The 19115-nt window shown below is 72.9% G+C and carries 14 protein-coding genes; 6 read left to right on the forward strand and 8 right to left on the reverse strand.

The genetic code is table 11. The features are described from left to right. Positions 1-38: 38 nt before the first annotated feature. From AB0950_RS12970 to AB0950_RS13005, 8 genes are all read right to left on the reverse strand, one after another. On the reverse strand, positions 39-1046 hold the full coding sequence (locus AB0950_RS12970; RefSeq protein ID WP_366778504.1) for a beta-ketoacyl-ACP synthase III: 1008 nt from the start codon (positions 1044-1046) through the stop codon (positions 39-41). After that, positions 1043-2023 carry a VlmB-like protein gene (locus tag AB0950_RS12975; RefSeq protein WP_360147998.1) on the reverse strand — a complete coding sequence of 327 codons (981 nt, stop codon included), beginning with the start codon at positions 2021-2023 and terminating at the stop codon, positions 1043-1045. Before AB0950_RS12975 ends, AB0950_RS12970 begins: the two co-directional genes overlap by 4 nt. Further along, positions 2020-2565 (reverse strand): flavin reductase family protein, encoded by a 546-nt coding sequence (locus tag AB0950_RS12980; RefSeq protein ID WP_360147995.1) that lies wholly within the window; start codon positions 2563-2565, stop codon positions 2020-2022. Before AB0950_RS12980 ends, AB0950_RS12975 begins: the two co-directional genes overlap by 4 nt. Continuing rightward, on the reverse strand, positions 2562-3092 hold the full coding sequence (locus tag AB0950_RS12985) for a hypothetical protein (RefSeq protein ID WP_360147992.1): 531 nt from the start codon (positions 3090-3092) through the stop codon (positions 2562-2564). The genes AB0950_RS12980 and AB0950_RS12985 overlap by 4 nt, the downstream gene beginning before the upstream one ends. 20 nt (positions 3093-3112) lie before the next feature. Continuing rightward, the gene (locus tag AB0950_RS12990; RefSeq protein ID WP_360147989.1) at positions 3113-3595 is read right to left on the reverse strand and encodes an SRPBCC family protein; all 483 of its coding nucleotides are present in this window, start codon (positions 3593-3595) and stop codon (positions 3113-3115) included. 2 nt (positions 3596-3597) lie between these two features. Continuing rightward, positions 3598-4893, reverse strand: a complete 1296-nt coding sequence (locus AB0950_RS12995) for an aspartate aminotransferase family protein (RefSeq protein ID WP_366778505.1) — start codon at positions 4891-4893, stop codon at positions 3598-3600. A 112-nt stretch (positions 4894-5005) separates the two neighbouring features. Continuing rightward, complete coding sequence (locus AB0950_RS13000; protein WP_360147983.1) at positions 5006-6148, reverse strand: acyl-CoA dehydrogenase family protein; 1143 nt, start codon at positions 6146-6148, stop codon at positions 5006-5008. A 29-nt stretch (positions 6149-6177) separates the two neighbouring features. Next, positions 6178-7809, reverse strand: a complete 1632-nt coding sequence (locus AB0950_RS13005; RefSeq protein ID WP_360147980.1) for an aldehyde dehydrogenase family protein — start codon at positions 7807-7809, stop codon at positions 6178-6180. Positions 7810-7971: 162 nt separating this feature from the next. On the opposite strand from AB0950_RS13005, the gene AB0950_RS13010 reads away from it, so the two are divergent. The 6 genes from AB0950_RS13010 (at position 7972) to AB0950_RS13035 (ending at position 18993) form a co-directional block, all read left to right on the forward strand. Continuing rightward, positions 7972-8271, forward strand: coding sequence for an acyl carrier protein (locus AB0950_RS13010; RefSeq protein WP_330337278.1), 300 nt, complete (start codon positions 7972-7974; stop codon positions 8269-8271). Positions 8272-8282: 11 nt separating this feature from the next. Beyond that, positions 8283-13946: an SDR family oxidoreductase gene (locus tag AB0950_RS13015; protein WP_366778506.1), complete on the forward strand. Its 5664-nt coding sequence runs from the start codon at positions 8283-8285 to the stop codon at positions 13944-13946. A 33-nt stretch (positions 13947-13979) separates the two neighbouring features. Continuing rightward, positions 13980-15581, forward strand: coding sequence for a fatty acid--CoA ligase (locus AB0950_RS13020; protein WP_360570404.1), 1602 nt, complete (start codon positions 13980-13982; stop codon positions 15579-15581). Further along, positions 15578-16570, forward strand: a complete 993-nt coding sequence (locus AB0950_RS13025) for an LLM class flavin-dependent oxidoreductase (protein ID WP_360147968.1) — start codon at positions 15578-15580, stop codon at positions 16568-16570. The genes AB0950_RS13020 and AB0950_RS13025 overlap by 4 nt, the downstream gene beginning before the upstream one ends. A 29-nt stretch (positions 16571-16599) precedes the next feature. Next, the gene (locus tag AB0950_RS13030) at positions 16600-17367 is read left to right on the forward strand and encodes a thioesterase domain-containing protein (protein ID WP_360148545.1); all 768 of its coding nucleotides are present in this window, start codon (positions 16600-16602) and stop codon (positions 17365-17367) included. A gap of 156 nt (positions 17368-17523) precedes the next feature. Further along, entirely contained in the window at positions 17524-18993 is a 1470-nt protein-coding gene (locus tag AB0950_RS13035; protein WP_360147965.1) for an MFS transporter, read from the forward strand. The last annotated feature ends 122 nt before the right edge of the window (positions 18994-19115 follow it).

The raw sequence follows: 19115 nt of genomic DNA on the forward strand, positions 1-19115 counted from the left end.
AATACGAGTTGCTGACGTTGCGTCAGGGTGTCTGCGCGTCAGAAGGTCTGCAGCTGTGGCCAGAGGACCGTCGCCGCGCCCCACGACAGTCCGCCGCCGAACGCGGTGAGCAGCACCCGGTGGCCCGTGGCGAGCCGCCCCTCGGCGGTGGCCTCGGCGAGCAGGAGCGGGATCGAGGCGGCGCCGGTGTTGCCGACCCGATCGATGTTGCTCAGCCGCCGCTCGCCGGGGATGCCGAGCCGGTCGGAGACGGCCTCCAGGATCCGGGCGTTGGCCTGGTGGGCCACGAACCGGTCGACGTCGGCCAGGGGCCAGCCGGCCCGCTCGGCGGCCTCGGTGGACGCGGCGGTCATGCGCTCCACCGCGTGCCGGTAGGTGTCCCGGCCGAGCATCTGGAAGAAGTGGTCCTCGGGCGCGGCCGGGCGGCCGGTGGACCGCTGCCGGGAGCCGCCCGCGGGCACCTCGATCAGATGGCTCAGCTCGCCGTCGCTGCCCAGCACCAGCGGCCCGACCGCCCCGGGTTCCGCGGGCGAGCCGGCCCGCAGGACGACCGCGCCCGCGCCGTCCGCGAAGATCACCGCGGTGGTGCGGTCGGCGGGGTTGATGATCGTGGTGAAGGCGTCCGCGGCGACCAGCAGCACGCTGTCGGTCACCCCGGCCGCGATCAGCCCGGCGGCGGACGCCAGGCCGTACAGGAACCCGGAGCAGACCGCCGCCACGTCGAAGGCGGGCACCTGCCCGAGCCCCAGCCGCGCGGCCACCTGCGGTGCGGTCGCCGGGCAGGGCTGGTCCGGGGTGGTGGTGGCCAGCACCACCGCCCCGACCCGCTCGGCGCCCGCCGACTTCAGCGCCCGCAGGCCCGCCTCCACCGCGAGGTCGCCGGTGGACGTGCCCGGGGAGACGAAGCAGCGCTCGGCGATGCCGGTGCGGGAGCGGATCCAGGCGTCCGAGGTCTCCAGCCGGGCCGCCAGGTCGTCGTTGGTCACCCGGTTGGGCGGGACGTACGACCCGATGCCGGCGATCACCGCGGCCCGCCGGGCGCTCATGCGCCCGCCTGAGAGGAGAGGACCTCCACGGGCAGGCCCATGTACGCCATGCGCACCTCGGCCATCTCGTCGGTCCACCGCTCGGCCATGTCGTAGCGCTGCTCGGCTGTGGTGTCGAGCAGCCGCACGCCGGGCCAGATCTCGTAGTCGCCGATGAGGTCCGCGTGCCGGCCCATGCCCTCCTGGAACAGCTCCTCGCGGTGGATGACGAACTCCCGGTCCGGGATCTCGTCCCAGAGCTTCACCCCGGCGCGCAGGATCTCAAGCAGCCTCGGCTTGTACTCCGGGTGCTCGACGACGTGGTCGCGCAGGATGGTGCTGGCCACGGTCAGGTGCCGGATCTCGTCGATGGCGGTGCCGCGCGAGATCTCGCCGGTCGCCGGGGACAGCGGGGTCCACTTGCGCTCGCTCAGCTCGGCGGCCGGGGCGAGCACGCCCTCGATGACGATGGCGAACACGGCGACTCCGCCGGGGAAGTCGGCCTGGTCGCGGACGATGTCCAGGGTGAAGTCCACCACCGGGTCCAGGACCCGCTTGCGGTAGTCCCGGGCCATCTCCTCGATGTCCTTCAGCAGGGTGTGCTGCGGGATGCCCAGCTCCACCAGGTGCTGCCGGAAGACCCGCGCGTGCCGGGCCTCGTCCAGCAGCTGGGTGGCGTAGAACTCCATCTGCGGGATGCCGGGCGCGATCGAGACGTAGTGGCCGAGCAGCCGGGTGGCCAGCTCCTCCGCCAGCGCCCGGAAGCCGAACTCCAGCACCAGCGCCTCGCGCAGCGGGCCGGGCGCCTTCAGGAAGTCCGGGGTGAGCGCGTTCTCGTGGTGGCCGGTCGCCCCGCGGTCGCGCAGGGTGCCCTGGGCGACCGAGGTGATCCAGTAGGCGAGGTCGCACTGCTCGGGGCCGAGGGTGAGTTCCTTCGCACCGTCCAGCAGACCGGGCGCCTTCTCCCAGTCCGCCTCCGGTGCCACAGATGCGGTCATGACGCGGCGGCCTCCTTCGCCGGACGCAGGGAGCCGGCGTACAGCCCGCCGGCGTAAGAGAACAGGGGCAGTCCGTCGTCCGCCGTGGCCCGCACGACATGGCCGAGCAGCAGCTCGCTGTCGCCCGCCGCGTGCGCCGAGTGGAAGCGGCAGACGTAGTGGGCGAGCGCGCCCGCGATCAGCGGGGCGTGCGCGTACCGGTCCGTCGTCCAGGCCAGGCCCGTGAAGGCCGCGTCGCCGTCGGGCCGGGAGCTGTCCGCGAACCGCCGCGCCACGCCGGCCTGTTCGCCGCCGAGCACGTTGATCGCGAACCGGCCCTCGGCGGCCGCCAGCCGGGCGAAGGACGAGCCCGCCCGCAGCACGACCCCGACCAGCAGCGGCTCGCGCGAGACGAGGGTGACCGTGCTGGCGGTCGTGCCGTGCATCCGCTCCTCGGGGCCGGTGGTCAGCACCGACACCGGGGACGCCAGGTGGTACAGGGCGCGCCGGCGCTCGGCCGGGTCCTGCCGGACCGGGCGCCGTACATCCGTGGCGGTGGTCATCGCACGGCCTCCGTCTCGCGTACGGCGCGGGCGGGCACGTGCCCGGTCGGCACCGGGTCCATGGCGTGCCCGACCGGCTTGGGGTGGGGCAGGCCCAGGTCGTCCAGGAGCCTGAGGTAGCCCTCCTGGCGCACCGGTTCGAAGGGCAGCGCGAAGGACTTCATGAAGTTGCCGAACAGGCCGCGGTCGCCGAACAGGTGGAACGGCAGCACCAGCAGCGCCCACTCCGGCTTCACCAGCCAGCACCACAGCGCGGCGACCGCGCCCTGCGTGATCAGGCTGTGCATGACGTTGTAGAGGACGTAGTACGCCTTGTGGATCGGCCGGCCGCCGCTCTTGCGGAACGCGATCGCGCCGGGGATGTAGCCGATCAGGTCGATGTAGAGGAACAGCCCGAGCGCCGGCAGCCAGCGGATGTCGCCGAAGTGGTAGGCGATCAGGCCGGTGGTGACGGCGAGGCCCACCAGGTACTCGGCGCGGTGCAGCGAGTAGGTGCGCGGGGTCTCGAAGGGGTTCGCCTGGTCCATGTCAGCTCCTCGCCCGGGTCCTAGGCGCCGACCGCGGCGGGCGTGGTCAGTTCGATGCCGCCCTGGATGCGCACGGCCGGGAACAGGCCGGTCAGCGCCCAGGCGACGGTCTCCTTGATGACCCGCTCGGCGATCGGGTCGAGGATGCCCTCGAGGCTCGGGATGCCGAAGTCGAAGTCGGCGTCGAAGCGGACGGCGACGTCCTGTCCGGACTGCTGGACGGACCAGGTCCCGGAGAAGGAGTCGAAGTCCCCGTCGGACTGCTCGAAGCGGATCACGCCCTCCTCCGGCACGACCACGTCGTCCTCGGTCCAGCGCAGCAGGCCGCTGCGGAAGTGCAGCTCCCAGCTGGAGGAGGCCTTCGGGTCGGGGTAGGAGGCGTGCACGGTGGTCGCGTTGACGTGGGGCGCGAGGTCGGGGTACCGCTCCCAGCGCCGTACGGCGTGCAGGACCGTCTCGGCCTGCTCCGCGGGTATCAGGGCATCGAGTTCGACGTGCCGCACGATCAGTTACCGCCTTCCGGCATTGTGGCCGCACCCTTGATCAGGTCGCGGGTGGCCAGGTCGAAGGAGTTGACGAGGAAGTCGACGTCGGTGTCGTCCAGCACGGCGGGCGGGGTGAACCGCACCACCGAGCTGCCGTTCATGGAGTGGTTGGCGACCACGCCGTGGTTGAACAGCTCGATCAGCAGCTCGCCGGCGAGGCCCGCCTCGACCAGCTCCACACCGATGAGCAGGCCCCGGCCGCGCACGTCCACCACCAGCTCGGGGATGTTGCGCCGGGCGACCTCCGCGATCCGCGGCAGCAGCCGGGCGCCGAGGTCCATGGCCCGGGTGACCAGGCGCTCCTCCTTGACGGCCCGGATCGCGCCCTGCACCGCGGCCATCAGCACCGGCTGGCCGGAGAAGGTGGCGGTGTGGACGTAGGGGTCCTTGTCGAAGGGGCGGAACGCCTTGCGGGTGGCGACGGCCGCCGACACCGGCATCACCCCGCCGCCGAGCGCCTTGCCGGTGAGCAGGACGTCCGGGACGACGCCCTCGATGTCGGCGCCCCACCACTCGCCGAGCCGCCCGAACCCGGACTGCACCTCGTCGAGGATCAGGAAGCCGTCGTACTCGCGGACCAGCTCCTCGACCCGCTTGAGGTAGCCCTTGGGCGGCACGATGACCCCGCCCTCGCCCTGCACCGGCTCCAGGATCACGCACACCTCGCCGGGGTGGGCCCGCAGCTCGGCCTCCAGGGCGTCGGCGTCGCCGTACGGCAGGTGCTGGAAGTCGGGGACGAGCGGGCGGAACGGCGCCTGGTAGACGTCCTTCGCGGTCGCCGACAGGGCGCCCAGCGTCTTGCCGTGGTAGCCGCCGCGCATCGAGACGGTCCGCTTGCGGCCGCCCGCGCGGGCCAGCTTCAGCCCCGTCTCCACGGCCTCCGCGCCGGACAGCGCGAAGTGCACCCGGTCCAGGCCGGGCGGCAGCACCGACACCAGCGCCTCGGCGGCGCGGGCCACCGTCGGCTCCAGCAGGATGCGGGTCGCGGTGGGGTGGGTGCGCAGCTGGCGCTCCACCTCCTCCATGACGATCGGATGCCGGGCGCCCATGATGAACACGCCGTAGCCGCCGGCGTTCAAAAAGCGCTCACCGTCACTGGTGGTGACCCAGGCGCCCTCCGACGCCACCTCCATATGACTACCGAACAACTCGGCAATCGTGGCCCGCCCCTTGCTGAGGTGGGCCCGGTAGAGACTGAGGATTTCCGCCTCGCTGTCGGCGGTGGTAGCCGCCGGAAGCTCCTGTATGACGGTCACGTGTCGCTCACTCCAAAAGGGTGGGTAGGGGAGCGCCCCGCAGGGGCGCGGGGAACTGCGCGATCAACCACGACGAACCCGCAGCCGCACACGCAGCTCTGCCGACCGAGCTCTACGCCAGAACCAACGGCCCCCCGCCGAAATACGCGAGCAACGGCTCCGACGCGGCGATCCGGGACGGCGGGTGAAAGGCCAGCGCACGCGTCGCGGCAGCGGCCTGCGCACTCGCGGAGTTGCTGATGAACTCCAGCCCGCCCAGCAGCTCCAGCGCCCGCCCCACGATCGCCGGCAGCGCGTTCTGCACGGCGTACCGGGCGACCAGCACCCGCGCCACCGACTCCTCGTCGCCGGGCTCGGCGCCCGTGCCGCGGGCCACGCCCTCCAGCAGGGCCAGCGCGGCCTCCATGTCCACGGCGAGCGCGGCGCGTTCCTCCGCGCCGCCCCGCTTGCGCTCCAGCACCTGCTCCACCAGCGCGGCGGCGGCTCCGGCGTACCCGGCGGAGATCAGCATCTCGAACCAGACGAAACCGGCCGACTGCAGGTCGTCCAGGCGGTGCGGGTCGTCGGCGCCGGCCCGCACCACCATCTCGGCCGGCACGAACACGTCCTCCAGGCGGACCTCGTCGCTCTCCGCGCCGGCCAGCAGGTCGTTGCCCCAGAAGGGGTGCACGGACAGGCCGGGCGCGCGGGCGGGGACGATCGCGAGCGCCAGCTCCGGCTCGCCGCCGTCCTCGCCGTGGATGGCGATGGACGCGGTGAGCAGGCTCATCGAGCGGGACAGGCTGCACGGCTTCTTCGACCCGGACAGCAGGAACCCGCCCTCCACGGGGCGCGCGGTGACGGCCGGCTTGAGGACGTTCTGCGCGGTACGGCCCTCGGCCCAGCCGGAGGCCATCACCTGCTGGTCCGGCACGATCCGGTGCAGCAGCTCGGTCTGCGCGGCGGTGAGCCGGCCGTCCTTGACGGCGAGGGAGTACAGCATGGCGGCGGTGAAGTGGTGCATGGACACGGCCGCGACCAGGGACGGGGACAGCGCGCCGAGGGCCAGCTGGACGCGCAGCGCCTCCAGCGGGGCGGCGCCGTGGCCGCCGTAGGACTCGGGTATGAGCAGGCCGACCCCGCCGTGGATGCGGAACAGGTCGATCACCGGGCTGCCGGGCCGCTCCCGTTCGGTGTACGGGAGCTGCTCCAGCTCCTTGAGCAGTCCGGGGTGGAACCGCTCGCAGACGGTCCTGGCGGCATCGAGGGAACGCACGGGAAACCTCCGCGGGACTCTGGGGATGGTCAGGCGCCGAAGACCGCGTCGTACGGGCTCACGTCGCGGGCGATGCTGACCCCCTGCACATGGGAGGTCTTGAGCATCGGGTAGTTGGCCTCGCCGAAGGCGCCGCCGGTGCGGCCGGTGCCGCCGTGGCTCGGCAGGTACGGCAGGAAGCCGATGTGGGAGTCGTTGACCTTCAGCAGGCCGCCGTTGACCGTGCGCCGCACGAAGGTCTCCACGACGTGGTCCGAGCGGGACCACAGGGAGTTGCGCAGCCCGTAGTCGTTGCTGTTGACGAACTGCAGGAACGCTTCCAGCAGGGCGTCGTCGTTCTCGCGTTCGGCGACCACGATCGGGACCAGCGGGAAGAAGGTCTCCTCGCGGACCACGTCGTACGTCCGCGCCCGGTCCAGGCCGTCCACCCGCACCACCGTCGGCTGCAGGAACACCCCGGTCTCCGAGACCGTGCCGTCCAGCTCGGTGCGGTGGCCGCCGGTCACCAGCTCGGCGCCGTTGTCCAGGGCCTGCCGCAGCAGCCGGAAGAACCGCTCGCTGCGCCTGACCGGCGACAGCAGCACGTCCTCCTCCTCGGGCAGGCCCGGACGGATGCCCTTGACCTGCTCCTTCACCTCGGCGATCAGCGCCTCGGCGACATCCGGGTGGACCAGGACGTAGTTGGGCACCATGCAGATCTGCCCGGAGCCGTAGAAGGCCTCCGTGATGGCCTCGGCCGCCCACTTGACGTCGGCGTCCTTCCACACCACGATGCCGTCGTTGCCGGCGAGTTCGAGGATCGGCTTCTTGCCGTGGGCCACGCACTGCTGCTCGAAGCGCAGGCCCTCCTGGCTGCCGCCGATGTAGAAGATGTCGTTGATGAGCGGGTCGGCGATCCAGCGGTCCATGGTCTGCTTCGGGTTGGAGCACACCGCGTTGAGCACCCCGGCGGGCGCGTCGATCTCCTCCAGCAGCGGGGCGACGACCTCGCGCAGCAGCCACATCGTGGACAGCGCGATGCTGCGCGGCGCCCGCACCACGACCGCGTTGCCGGCCATCAGGGCCAGCACGCACAGGGCGGCGCTGGGCAGCGGGGCGTTCTGCGGCGGGTTGAAGGCGACGACGCCGTCCGGCTGGCGGTGCAGGATCAGCTTGCGGCCGTTGTACTCCTTCTCCACCCGCATCTGCTTCAGGTACCAGCGCAGGGAGCCGGGGGCGTAGATCTGCAGCAGGCAGCTCAGCTCCCACCGGGCGAGCTTCACGGGGTGGGACTCGGCGACCAGCATGCGCAGGAACTCGTCCTGGTGCTTGATCAGTTCCTCGCGGAAGCGGGTGCCCAGCCGCATCCGCCGCTCCAGGGGCACGGCCGCCCAGTCGGGGGCGGCAGCGGCGGCGGCCTGGGTGGCCAGGTCGATGGCGGAGTCGTCCGCGATCGCGCAGCGCCCGACGACGTAGGGGTGCCTCGCCGCCTCCGACTCGGGGTCCTGTTCGAGGGAGCGCTTCAGGCTCACGCTGGTGAACACGTCTTCCAGCAGGGAACGTCCGCTGACGGTGTAGACCCAGCCGTCCCCGGCGACGTCCTTGCCCGCGATATAGAGGTCGTAGCTCTTCAATCCGGAAGGTGCCTCAGCACTCTCCTCCTGCGCGGCTTCGCGAAGCATCTTCAGCCTTTCGGATATGGCGTGTGGATTTCTTGAAGCAAGGCGAGCCTGACAGCGGAATCTGACCCGGCGCTGACGCCCGGCTGACCGGCCTGATCCGGCCAACCACACCGGTGGGAAGCCGTCAGTGGGGCGTCAGCCGGCGCTGCTTGCATGAGGCGCATGCCACCTGTCGACAGCACGAGCCGGCGCCTGCGTGAGCTGCCGCGCAGCGAACTCGCCGAAGAAATCGAGTCAATCGTCCTCGGCAAATTCAGGGCCGTTCTCCTCATGGACGATTCCGAGGATCTTCCGCTCGACATCAGCTATTTCGATCTCGGCCTCACCTCACTGCGGCTGACCGAGATACGGCAGAGCCTGGAGCAGCTCCTGGATCTGTCGATCAACGTCAGCGTGCTCTTCAACGAGCCGACGATCGACCATCTCGTGGACCACCTGACCCAGGCCATCCAGGAAGCTTGAGGAGTCGCTCCATGCCGCGTACGGAGACAGAGCAGGCGCCCGAGCCGGTCGCGATCGTCGGAATCGGTCTGCGGTTCCCCGGCGGCAGCGGCTCGCCCGACGAGTTCGACGCCTTCCTGCGGGAGGGCAGGAGCGGGATCGGCCCGATCCCCCGGGACCGCTGGGACGTGGAGGCGTTCACCCCCGAGGGCCCCGACGACAAGGGCAAGATCATCGCCTCGGCCGGCGGGTTCCTCGACCGCATCGACCTGTTCGACGCGGGCTTCTTCAACATCTCCCCGAAGGAAGCCCGGTACATGGACCCCCAGCAGCGGCTGCTGCTGGAGACCGCCTGGCAGGCCCTGGAGCACGCCGGCATCGACCCGGCCCCGCTGCGCCGCGGCAACGGCGGCGTCTACATCGGCGCCAGCTCCATCGACTACGCTCTGGAGCTGGACTCACTGCCGTACGAGGAACTGGACGGCCATCTGGCCTCCGGCATCACCATGTTCCCGCTGTCCGGCCGGCTGTCGTACTTCCTGGGCTGGCGCGGCCCGAGCATGAGCGTCGACACCGCCTGCTCCTCCTCGCTGGTCGCCCTGCACCTCGCCGTGCAGGCGCTGCGCGGCGGCGAGACCGACATCGCGCTGTGCGGCGGCGTCAACGCCCTGCACCACCCGCGCATCCCGGTGATGTTCTCCAACGCCCAGATGCTCGCCCCCGACGGGCACTGCAAGACCTTCGACGAGTCCGCCGACGGCTACGCGCGCGCCGAGGGCTGCGGCATCGTCGTCCTCAAGCGGCTGAGCGACGCCGAACGCGACGGCGACCGCGTCCTCGCACTGGTCCGGGGCACGGCCGTCGGACAGGACGGCGACAGCGCGGGCCTGACGGTGCCCAACGGGCCGGCCCAGGAGAAGGTCATCCGCAGCGCGCTCGGCGCCGCCCGCCTCACGCCCGGGGACATCCAGTACGTCGAGGCCCACGGCACCGGCACCCCGCTGGGCGACCCGATCGAGTTCGGCGCCATCGGGGACGTGTTCGTCGACTCGCACACCAAGGACCGCCCGGTGCTGGTCGGTTCGGTGAAGACCAACCTCGGCCACATGGAGCCCGCCTCCGGCATCGTCGGCGTCATCAAGACCGTGCTCCAGCTGCGCGCCCGCACGATCTACCCGCACATCAACCTTCAGACGCCCTCCGGCCGCATCCCCTGGGACCTGTACCCGCTGCGGGTTCCCACCGCCTGCGAGCCGTGGGACGCCGAGGTGCGGCGCGCGGTCGTCAACAGCTTCGGCTTCGCCGGGACCATCGGCGCTGTCGTGCTGGAGCAGGCGCCCGAGCGGGCGCCGGCCGCCGAAACGGCGGGTGGCGTGCCGCCGGTGTTCACCCTGTCGGCGAAGAACGCCACCGCACTGCGCGAACTCGCCGCCGCCTACCGCGGGCTGGTCGACGACCAGCCGCTGGAAGCGCTCTGCCACAGCGCCAACACCACGCGCGCCCACCACCCCCACCGCATCGCCGCCCCGGTCGCCGACCGGGCCGCGCTGGCGAGGCTCCTGGACCGGGCCGTCGGGCAGGAGCACGAGGGGCCCTCCGGCATCCGCAAGACCGCGTTCCTGTTCACCGGCCAGGGCTCCCAGTACGCCGGCATGGGCGCCGCCCTGTACGAGGCCTTCCCCGTCTTCCGCGCCCACGTGGACGAGTGCGACGAACTCTTCGCCGCCCATCTCGGCCGCTCCGTACGGGAGTTGCTGCTCGGCACCGCCGGTGACCCCGAGGCCGTCGACCGCACCGAGTACACCCAGCCCGCCCTGTTCACCCTGGAGTACGCGCTCGCCCGGCAGTGGATGGCCTGGGGCGCCCGGCCCAACGTGCTCATCGGGCACAGCATCGGCGAGGTCGTCGCCGCCGCCGTCGCCGGGCTGTTCGACCTGCCCGACGCCGTACGGCTGGTCGCCGCCCGCGCCCGGCTGATGCAGGCCGTGCGCACCGAGGGCGGGATGGCCGCCGTCACCGCGCCCGTCGAGGACGTCGAGCCGCTGCTCCAGGGCCGCGACGACCTCGCGCTGGCCGGGGTCAACGCCCCCGACCAGACGGTGATCTCCGGCGCCACGGCCGCCCTCGACGAGGTCAGCGGCATCCTCACCGGCCGGGGCGTCCGCGTGGAGCGGCTGAAGGTCTCCCACGCCTTCCACTCTCCGCTGATGACCGAGGTCTACGACGACTTCCGCGCCGCCCTCGACGGCATCGCCTTCCACGAGCCGCAGATCAGCATCGTCTCCAACGTCACCGGCCGGCTCGCCCGGTTCCGCGACATCGGCACCGCCGACTACTGGGTCCGGCACATCGGCGAACCGGTCCGCTTCCTCGACGGCATCCGGGCCGTCGCCCGGCGCGGCCGGCACGCGATGGTCGAGATCGGCCCGCAGGCCGGGCTGACCGCGCTCGCCCGGCGCGCCGTCACCGCCGAGGACCACGTGTGGCTGCCGAGCCTGCGCCGCCGCGACACCACCACCGCCACCACCCTCACCGCCCTCGCCGACTACTACACGGCCGGCCTGGCCGTCTCCTGGACCGGCTACCACGCCGGGCAGCCGGCGCCGGCCCGCGTGGACCTGCCGACGTACGCCTTCCAGCGCAAGCGCTACTGGCTGCCCTCCGTCACCCCGCGCCGCTCCGCCGCGAACGGCACCGCACGGCACCCGCTGCTCGGCACCGAGGAGCGGTTCGCCAGCGGGGTGCGGGAGTTCACCGCCGAGTTCACCGCCGAGGAGCTGGGCGCGCTCGCCGACCTCGCCGACGGCGGCCGTACCGTGCTGCCCGCCGGCGCCTACGTCGACCTGCTGCTCGCCGTGCAGGACGCGGTCCAGGGCCACGCCCGCTCCGCCGTCCGCGACCTGGCACTGCTCGCGCCGCTGGAGCTGCCCGCCGAGACCCTGACCGCGCTGACCACCCGCTGGCGGCCCCGGCAGGGCGGCGGCGCCGAGGTCGAGGTGTTCACGACCGTCGGCGGAGAGGAGAACCTGCACGCCACCGCCGTCGTCGCCGCCGACCCCGAACCCCTCGTGCCCGTCTCGGAGCTGGCGGAACTGGACGCGACCCTCGCCCCGGCCGCCCAGCACATCGACGACGAGGACATCTACACCGACCTCGCCTCCGTCGGCCGCCCCCAGGGCCCGCGCATGCGCCTGCTGCTGCGCGCCGCCCGCCACGGCGACGGTCTGGTGACCGGCGAGCTGACCGGGCGCGACGCCACCGCCGTCGAGCACGTCCCGGCCGAGCTGCTGGAGGCCGCCGTGCAGGCCCTGGTCGTCCTCGACCCCGAGGGTCCGGTGTTCGTGCCGCGCGAGATCGCCGCCGTACGGCACTTCCGCAAGCCGCGCGGGGAGAACCTGCGGGTGCTGGCCCGGGTGCGCGGCGAGCAGGACCGGCGCCTCGCGGACGTGCTGCTGCTGGAGAACGGCGAGCCGGTCGCCGAGCTGCTCGGCGTGCGCATGGCCCGGCCCGAGGGCCGCGCCGGCCGCCGCCAGTTCCTGCACCGCCCCGACTGGGTGCGCCGCGCCCTGCCCGCCCGCGAGCACGCCCCGGCCCGGCACGTGGTGCTGCTCGACCCGTCCGCCGCGCGCGCCGCCGAACTCGCCGCCGAGCCCGGTGTGAAGGTGACCTGGCTGGCCGACCTCACCGACCTCAAGGCCGCCCTGGAGGACCCGACCGTCACCGATGTGTGCCGGCTGTGGCGGCAGCGGCCCGAGCCGATGTCCGCCGGGCGGCTGCGCGCCGAGTGCGAGGACAACTACCGCGAACTGCTCGCGCTGCTGGGCACGTTGGAGGCCGCGGCGCGCCCGCCCCGGCTGTGGCTGGTCACCGAGGGCGCCCAGTGGCTGCCCGGCGACCCGGCCGGCGACGGCGGCCACCTCGGCGCCGCGACCCTGTGGGGCTTCGGCCGGGTGCTGCTCACCGAGTACCCGCAGTACCGGGCCACCCTGGTCGACCTCGCCCCCGGCAGCGGCCTCGCCCCGATCGCCGAGGAGTGGCGGGCCGAGCCGCCCGGCGAGTACCAGGTCGCCCACCGCCCCGGCCGCCGCTATGTGCGCCGGCTGCTCGCCGGTGACACCGCCCTCACCTGGACCGGAGGCTTCGAACTGCGCGCCCCCGACTCCGGCGACCTCTCCGACCTGGCCCTCGCCCCGGTCGCCGACCGGGCGCCTCGGGCCGGCGAGGTCCAGGTCCGCGTGCACACCGTCGGCCTCACCGCCGCCGACGCCCGCACCGCCCTGGACACCGGCAGGGCCGAACGCGCCGAAGAGGTTGCGGAGGAGGAACCCCCGCCGCTGCTCGGCCAGTTGGCGCGCGGCACCGTCCTCGCCGCCGCCGGCGGCACCGGATTCGCGCCCGGCGACGAGGTCCTCGTCCGGCACGACGGCACCTTCCGCTCCACCCTCACCGTCCCCGTCCCGGCCGTCGTCCACGCCACCGGCTCCGACGACACCGCCCCCCGCTTCCGGCTCGACGAGACCGGCGAGGCCCTGCGCACCGCCCTCGCCGACCCCGCCGGGCGGGCCTGGGTGACACTGCCCGAGGACATCGAGGAGCAGCCGCACCAGGCGGACGAGGGTCCCACCGGGCTGCGCGCCGACCGCACCTACCTGGTCACCGGCGGTCTCGGCGGGCTCGGCCTGGTCACCGCCCGCAAGCTGGCCGCCCTCGGCGCCCGGCACCTGACCCTGGTCAGCCGTAGCGGCCGCGCCACCGAGGAGGCCTCCGAGCTGCTCGCCGACCTCGCCGCCGACGCCGAGATCGACGTCGTACGCGCCGACGTCTCCCGCCCGCAGGACGTCCAGCGGCTGGTGCGGAAGCTGGCCGCGGGGCCGTACCCGGTCGGCGGGATCGTGCACGCCGCCGGCTCCTACGACAAGAAGCTGATCTCCGAACTCACCTGGGAGTCCATCGACGCCCAGCTCGCGGCCAAGGCCTACGGCGGCTGGCTGCTGCACGAGGCCGCCGAATCCTCCTTCCCCGAGCTGGAGTTCTTCGTCACCTACTCCTCCATCGCCTCCGTCCTCGGCGGCGCCACCCAGGGCCACTACGCCGCCGCCAGCGCCGCCCTCGACGCGCTCGCCGAATGGCGCGGCCGGCGCGGGGTGCCGGGACTGTCGGTGAACTGGGGCGCCTGGGCCCGGGTCGGCATGTCCGCCCGGCTGGAGGAGCACCTCAGCCAGGAGATCGAACGCAGCGGCGTCCGCTTCTTCTCCCCGACCCGCGCCCTGGACACCCTCGCCCGGCTCTGGGGCCGGCCGCGCACCCAGCGGATCGTCGGCGAGTTCGACTGGGACCGCTATGTCTCCGGCAGCGTCACCGGCGACCTGTTCTACGACCGGCTCGCCCGGCACACCCACGACGAGGACGGCACCGGCCTCGACCTCGGCGCGCTCGCCGCGCTGCCCGAGTCCGAACGCCTGGCCGCCGTCACCCCCGTGGTCCGCGAGAAGGTCGCCGCCGTCCTGCACCTGGAGGAGGGCGACGAACTGGACGTGAACTCCGAGTTCGTGTCGCTGGGCCTGGACTCGCTGATGGCCCAGCAGGTCAAGTCCGCGCTGGAGCAGGCCTTCCGGCTGCCCCTGCCGGCCTCCCTCACCCACGACCACCCCACGGTCCGCGCGCTCGCCCGGTTCGTCGCCGGGCAGCTCGCCTAAGGCAGCGCGGAAAGCAAGGGACGGGAAACCGAGATGACCGACATACCAAGGGAGCGCTGGACGCTCCACCACTCCTTGCGGGCCCACGCCGGAAGCCGCCCCGACCACCCGGCGATCATCTGTGAGGGCCACGTCACCACCTACGACAAGCTGCACCGCGACAGCAACCGGGCCGCGCACGCCCTGCACGCGAGCGGGGTCGGGCGCGGCGACCGGGTCGCCTACCTGGGCCGCGAGTCCGCGAACTACTACCTGGTGATGATCGCCTGCGCCAAGGCCGGCGCCGTCCTGGTCCCGGTCAACTGGCGGCTCACCCCCGGCGAGGTCGACCACATCCTGCGCGACTCCGGCGCCACCCTGATCTTCGTGGACGACGAGTTCTGGGACACCGTCGCCACGGTCCGCCACCAACTGCGCGGACTGCGCCGGGTGATCCGCGTCGACGGCACCGACCCCTACGGCGAACCCGCGCGCGGCGCCGGCCTGCTCGCCTGGGCGGCCGACCAGCCCGAGACCGACCCCGCGCCCGGCACCGGACCCGACGACGCCGTCATCCAGATCTACACCAGCGGCACCACCGGCCTGCCCAAGGGCGCCGTCCTCGCCCACCGCAGCTTCTTCACCCTGCCCGACGCGAGCCGCGCCGCCGGCGTCGACTGGATCGACTGGCTGCCCGAGGACGTGGCCCTGATCTCGCTGCCGGGCTTCGGCGTGGCCGGCATCGGCTGGTTCCTGCACACCTTCAACGCGGGCGGCACCAATGTGATCATGCCCCAGTTCGACCCGCAGGAAGCGGTCCGCCTCATCCGCGCCCACCGGGTGACCACCACCTTCGCCGCACCCGCCATGCTCCAGGCGATGGCCGCCGAACGCGAGGCCGGGCCCGAGGCGTTCGCGTCCCTGCGCAAGATCGCCTACGGCGCCGCGCCCATGTCCCCGACGCTGCTCAAGCAGTGCCTGGAGACCTACCGCTGCCAATTCGCCCAGATCTACGCCAGCACCGAGACCGGCAGCGTCGCCGTGTGCCTGCCGCCCGACGCCCACCACCCGGACAGCGCCAAGCTCACCTCGGTGGGCCGCCCCTGCCCCGGCAACGAGGTCAAGGTGATCGGCCCCGACGGCGAGAGCCTGCCGCCCGGCGCCGTCGGCCAGATCTGCGTGCGCACCCCCTCCCGGATGCTCGGCTACTGGAACCTGCCCGAGGCCACCGCCCGCACCCTGGTGGGGGAGTGGCTGCACATGGGCGACGCCGGCTACCTCGACGAGGACGGCTACCTCCACCTGTGCGACCGGATCAACGACACGATCATCGTCGCCGGGCAGAACATCTACCCGGCGGAGGTCGAGAAGGCCCTCGCCGCCCACCCCGCCGTCGCCGACGCGGCCGTCGTCGGCCTGCCCGACGAGCGGTGGGGCGAGAGCGTGCACGCGGTGGTCGTGCTCAAGCCCGGCGCGAGGGCGACACCCCGGGAACTGCTGCTGTCCCTGCGGGGCCGCATCGCCGACTACAAGATCCCGGGCGCCTACCACTTCACCGACTCCCTGCCGCGCAACCCCTCGGGGAAGATCCTGCGCCGCGCGGTACGGGAGCAGCTGACGGCACCGGCCAGGGACGTACTCGGGAGCACAGTGTGACCTCACTTCGGATCGGCATCCTCCTGCCCACCCGCGAGCAGGCCATCAACGGCAGCTACGCCGCCGCGCCCCTGCTCGACTTCGCCCGCCGGGCGGAAGCGCTCGGCTTCGACTCGCTGTGGGCCGGGGACTCGCTCACCGCCCGGCCCCGGCTCGACCCCCTGGTCGTGCTCTCGGCCGCGGCGGCCGCCACCACCCGCATCACCGTCGGCACCGCCGCCCTCACCCCGGCCCTGCGCCACCCCCTCATCGGCGCCAACATGATCGCGAGCCTGAGCCATGTGGCCGCCGGCCGGCTGGTCCTCGGGCTCGGCTCCGGATTCCCCATGCCCGAGACCGAGGAGGAGTTCGCCTCCGTCGGCGCCTCCTTCCAGGGCCGGGTGGGGCGGCTGGACGAGATCACCGCGCTGTGGCGCACCGCCTGGCGCTCCCACGACGAGGGCGAACCCGCCGAGTTCCAGGGCAGGTTCTGGCAGGCGGAGAACCTGGACCGGCTGCCCGGCCCCGCCGTCCCCGGCGGCCCGCCCCTGTGGCTCGCCGGCAGCGACACCCCCAAGGTGCTGGCCCGCGCGGCGGCCCGGTACGACGGCTGGCTGCCCTTCCTGCCGGACGTCGACGCCTACGCCCGCGCCCGCCGCCGTATCGCCGAACTCGCCGACGAGGCCGGCCGCGCGGTCACCCCCGCGCTGTACGCCACGGTCACCGTGAACAGCGACGAAGCCGCCGCCAGGGCGGAACTGGAGCACTACATCAGCCACTACTACGGCCGCTCCCTGGAGCAGATGAGCAGCATCCAGGCGTACGCCTGGGGCAGCGCCGAGAAGTGCGCCGAGTGGCTCGGCGGATACGTCCGGGCCGGCGCCCGGCACCTGGTCCTGCGGATCGGATCCCTGGACCCCGAGCCGCAGTTGAAGGAGATCGCCGAGGTGCTGCTGCCCGCCGTGCGCGCCCTCGGCCCGTCCACCACCGTTGGGAGTACGCAGTCGTGACCACCGAGATCGGCACCATAGGCAGCCGGATGTCCAGCGAGGGCCACTGGTTCCACCCCGTGGAGCCCTCGCCCGACGCCTCGATCCGGCTGTTCCTGCTGCCGCACGCCGGCAGCGGCGCCATCATCTACCGCGACTGGGAGCGCCTGCTGCCGCCGGACATCGCCCCGCAGGCCGTCACCCTGCCCGGCCGCCACAACCGCCGGGACGAGCCCACGTACGAGGAGTTCTGGCCGCTGCTCGACGCCCTGCACGAGGCGGTGCTGAACGACCTGGACGAGCGGCCGTTCGCCTTCTTCGGGCACTGCCTCGGCGCCCAGCTGGCGTTCCGGCTGGCCATCCGCATGCAGGAGGAGGGCGGGCCGGCGCCGGTGATGGTCGGCATGTCCGGCTGGTCGCCGGAGGGCTTCTTCCAGCCGACGGAGGAGCAGAGCCGGATGCCGGAGCCCGAACTCGTCGAGTGGATCAAGAAGTTGGGGTCCTTCCCGGCCGAGATCTACGACAACCCCGAGATGCTCGCCCTGGTCGTGCCCGCCCTGCGCGCCGATCTGCGGGTCGCCGCCCAGTACGAGGACGACGGCAAGGCCGTCACCTGCCCGCTCGCCTCCTACGGCGGCCGCAGCGACCCGCTCCAGGAGGCCCCGGACGCCATGACCCACTGGGCCGGCCGCACCCCCGCCTACCTCGGCCACAACGAGTACGAGGGCGGCCACTTCTACATCGACACCCACGCCCAGGCCGTCACCGCGCACTTCGCGCACCGGCTCCAGCGGCTGGCCGCCGCGGCCGTGGGCTGACGGCCGCCGGCGGTACGTGTCAGCGCCGTGTCAGCGGGGCGCGGGACAGTGCTCGGAGGACCGTCGTACCGAGCACCGTCCCGTGCCCCCTCGCGTGCGCCGCGGACACCTTCGGCACGCCCCCCACCAGCACGAAACGACCTAGGAGGGTCGTCCATGACCACCGAAGCGGAACTGACCGGCAGCGCGGCCTCGGCCGCCCCGCCACCGGACATCGAGGAGGCCGCGGGCAAGCCCGCCTGGGGTGCGCTCTGGGTCGTGCTGGCCGGTCTCTTCATCGCCAACGTCGACTTCTTCATCGTCAACGTGGCCATCCCGTCGCTGCAGCAGAACATGCACGCGACCAGCGCCGAGATCCAGCTCGTCGCCGCGACCTTCAACATCGGCCTGTCCGCCATGCTCATCACCGGCGGCCGGCTCGGCGACCTCTACGGCCGCCGTAAGGTCTTCTCCATCGGCCTGGCCCTGTTCACGCTGTCGTCGCTGGCCTGCGGCATCGCCCCGAACATGGCCGAGCTGATCGTGGCGCGCGCGGTGCAGGGCGCCGCGGCCGCCCTCGTCATCCCGCAGGTCCTCGGCATCCTGACCACGGCCTACGCGGGCAAGGCCCGGGTCGCCGCGTTCAACGCCTACGGCATCACGATGGGCGCCTCGGCCGTGTTCGGCCAGCTCATCGGCGGCCTGCTGATCAAGGCCGACGTCTTCGGCTGGGACTGGCGGACCATCTTCCTGATCAACGCCCCGATCGGCGCGGTGGTGCTGCTGCTCACGCCGAAGGTGGTGCCCGAGTCCCGGGCCGAGGGCCACACCGGCCTCGACTGGACCGGCGTGATCCTGGTGACCGCGGGACTCGCCGCCGTCGTGCTGCCGCTGGTCGAGGGCCGGGAGCAGGGCTGGCCGACCTGGACGTGGGAGTGCCTGGTGGCGGCGGTGCCGCTGCTGGCCGCGTTCTGGTGGACCCAGCGCCGCAAGGCGGCCCGCGACAAGTCGCCGCTGGTCCACCCGAGCCTGTTCGAGGACCGCGCGTTCGGCGTGGGCGTCGTCTCGCTGCTGGTGTTCTTCGCCGCGATGGCCTCCTTCTTCCTGGTCCTCGCGCTGTACCTGCAGGAGGGGCGCGGCCTGTCCGCCCTGGAGTCGGGTCTGCTGTTCATCCCGCTCGGCCTCGGCTTCTTCATCGGCTCCGCCCAGTCGCCGAAGGTCGCGGCCAAGCTCGGCAGGCAGGTCCTCACCATCGGCGCGCTGCTCCAGGCGGTCGGCAACGTCGCGCTCGCCGCCACCGCCTGGGAGCTGGGCGGCAGCGGCTCCGTCGCCTGGTGCATCCCGGCCATGGTGCTCGCCGGCTTCGGCATGGGCTTCGTCGTCGCCCCGCTCGCCTCGCTGGTCCTGGAGGGCGTCGCCCCGCACCACGCGGCCGCCGCCTCCGGTGTCTTCTCCACCGCCCAGGAGATGGGCAACGCCGTGGGCATCGCGGTCATCGGCGTCGTCTTCTTCGGCGTCGCCGGCCACAAGGTCACGCCCCACTCCTACTCCCACGCCTTCGGCGCGGGCCTGCTGGTGCAGGCGGCCATCTGCGTGGCGGTGGCACTGCTGGTGCAGCTGCTGCCGCGCAAGGCCGAGGCGTCCTGACGGCAGCGGAGGAACAGAACCCACACCCGGCGGGCGCACGGAGGCAGAACCTCTGTGCGCCCGTCAGTGCTGCGTCAGAAACCCGTCAGCCGTCTCCTCCACGCTGGCCGAAACGACCCGCC

Source organism: Streptomyces sp. NPDC007189, assembly GCF_040703635.1.
Classification (GTDB): domain Bacteria; phylum Actinomycetota; class Actinomycetes; order Streptomycetales; family Streptomycetaceae; genus Streptomyces.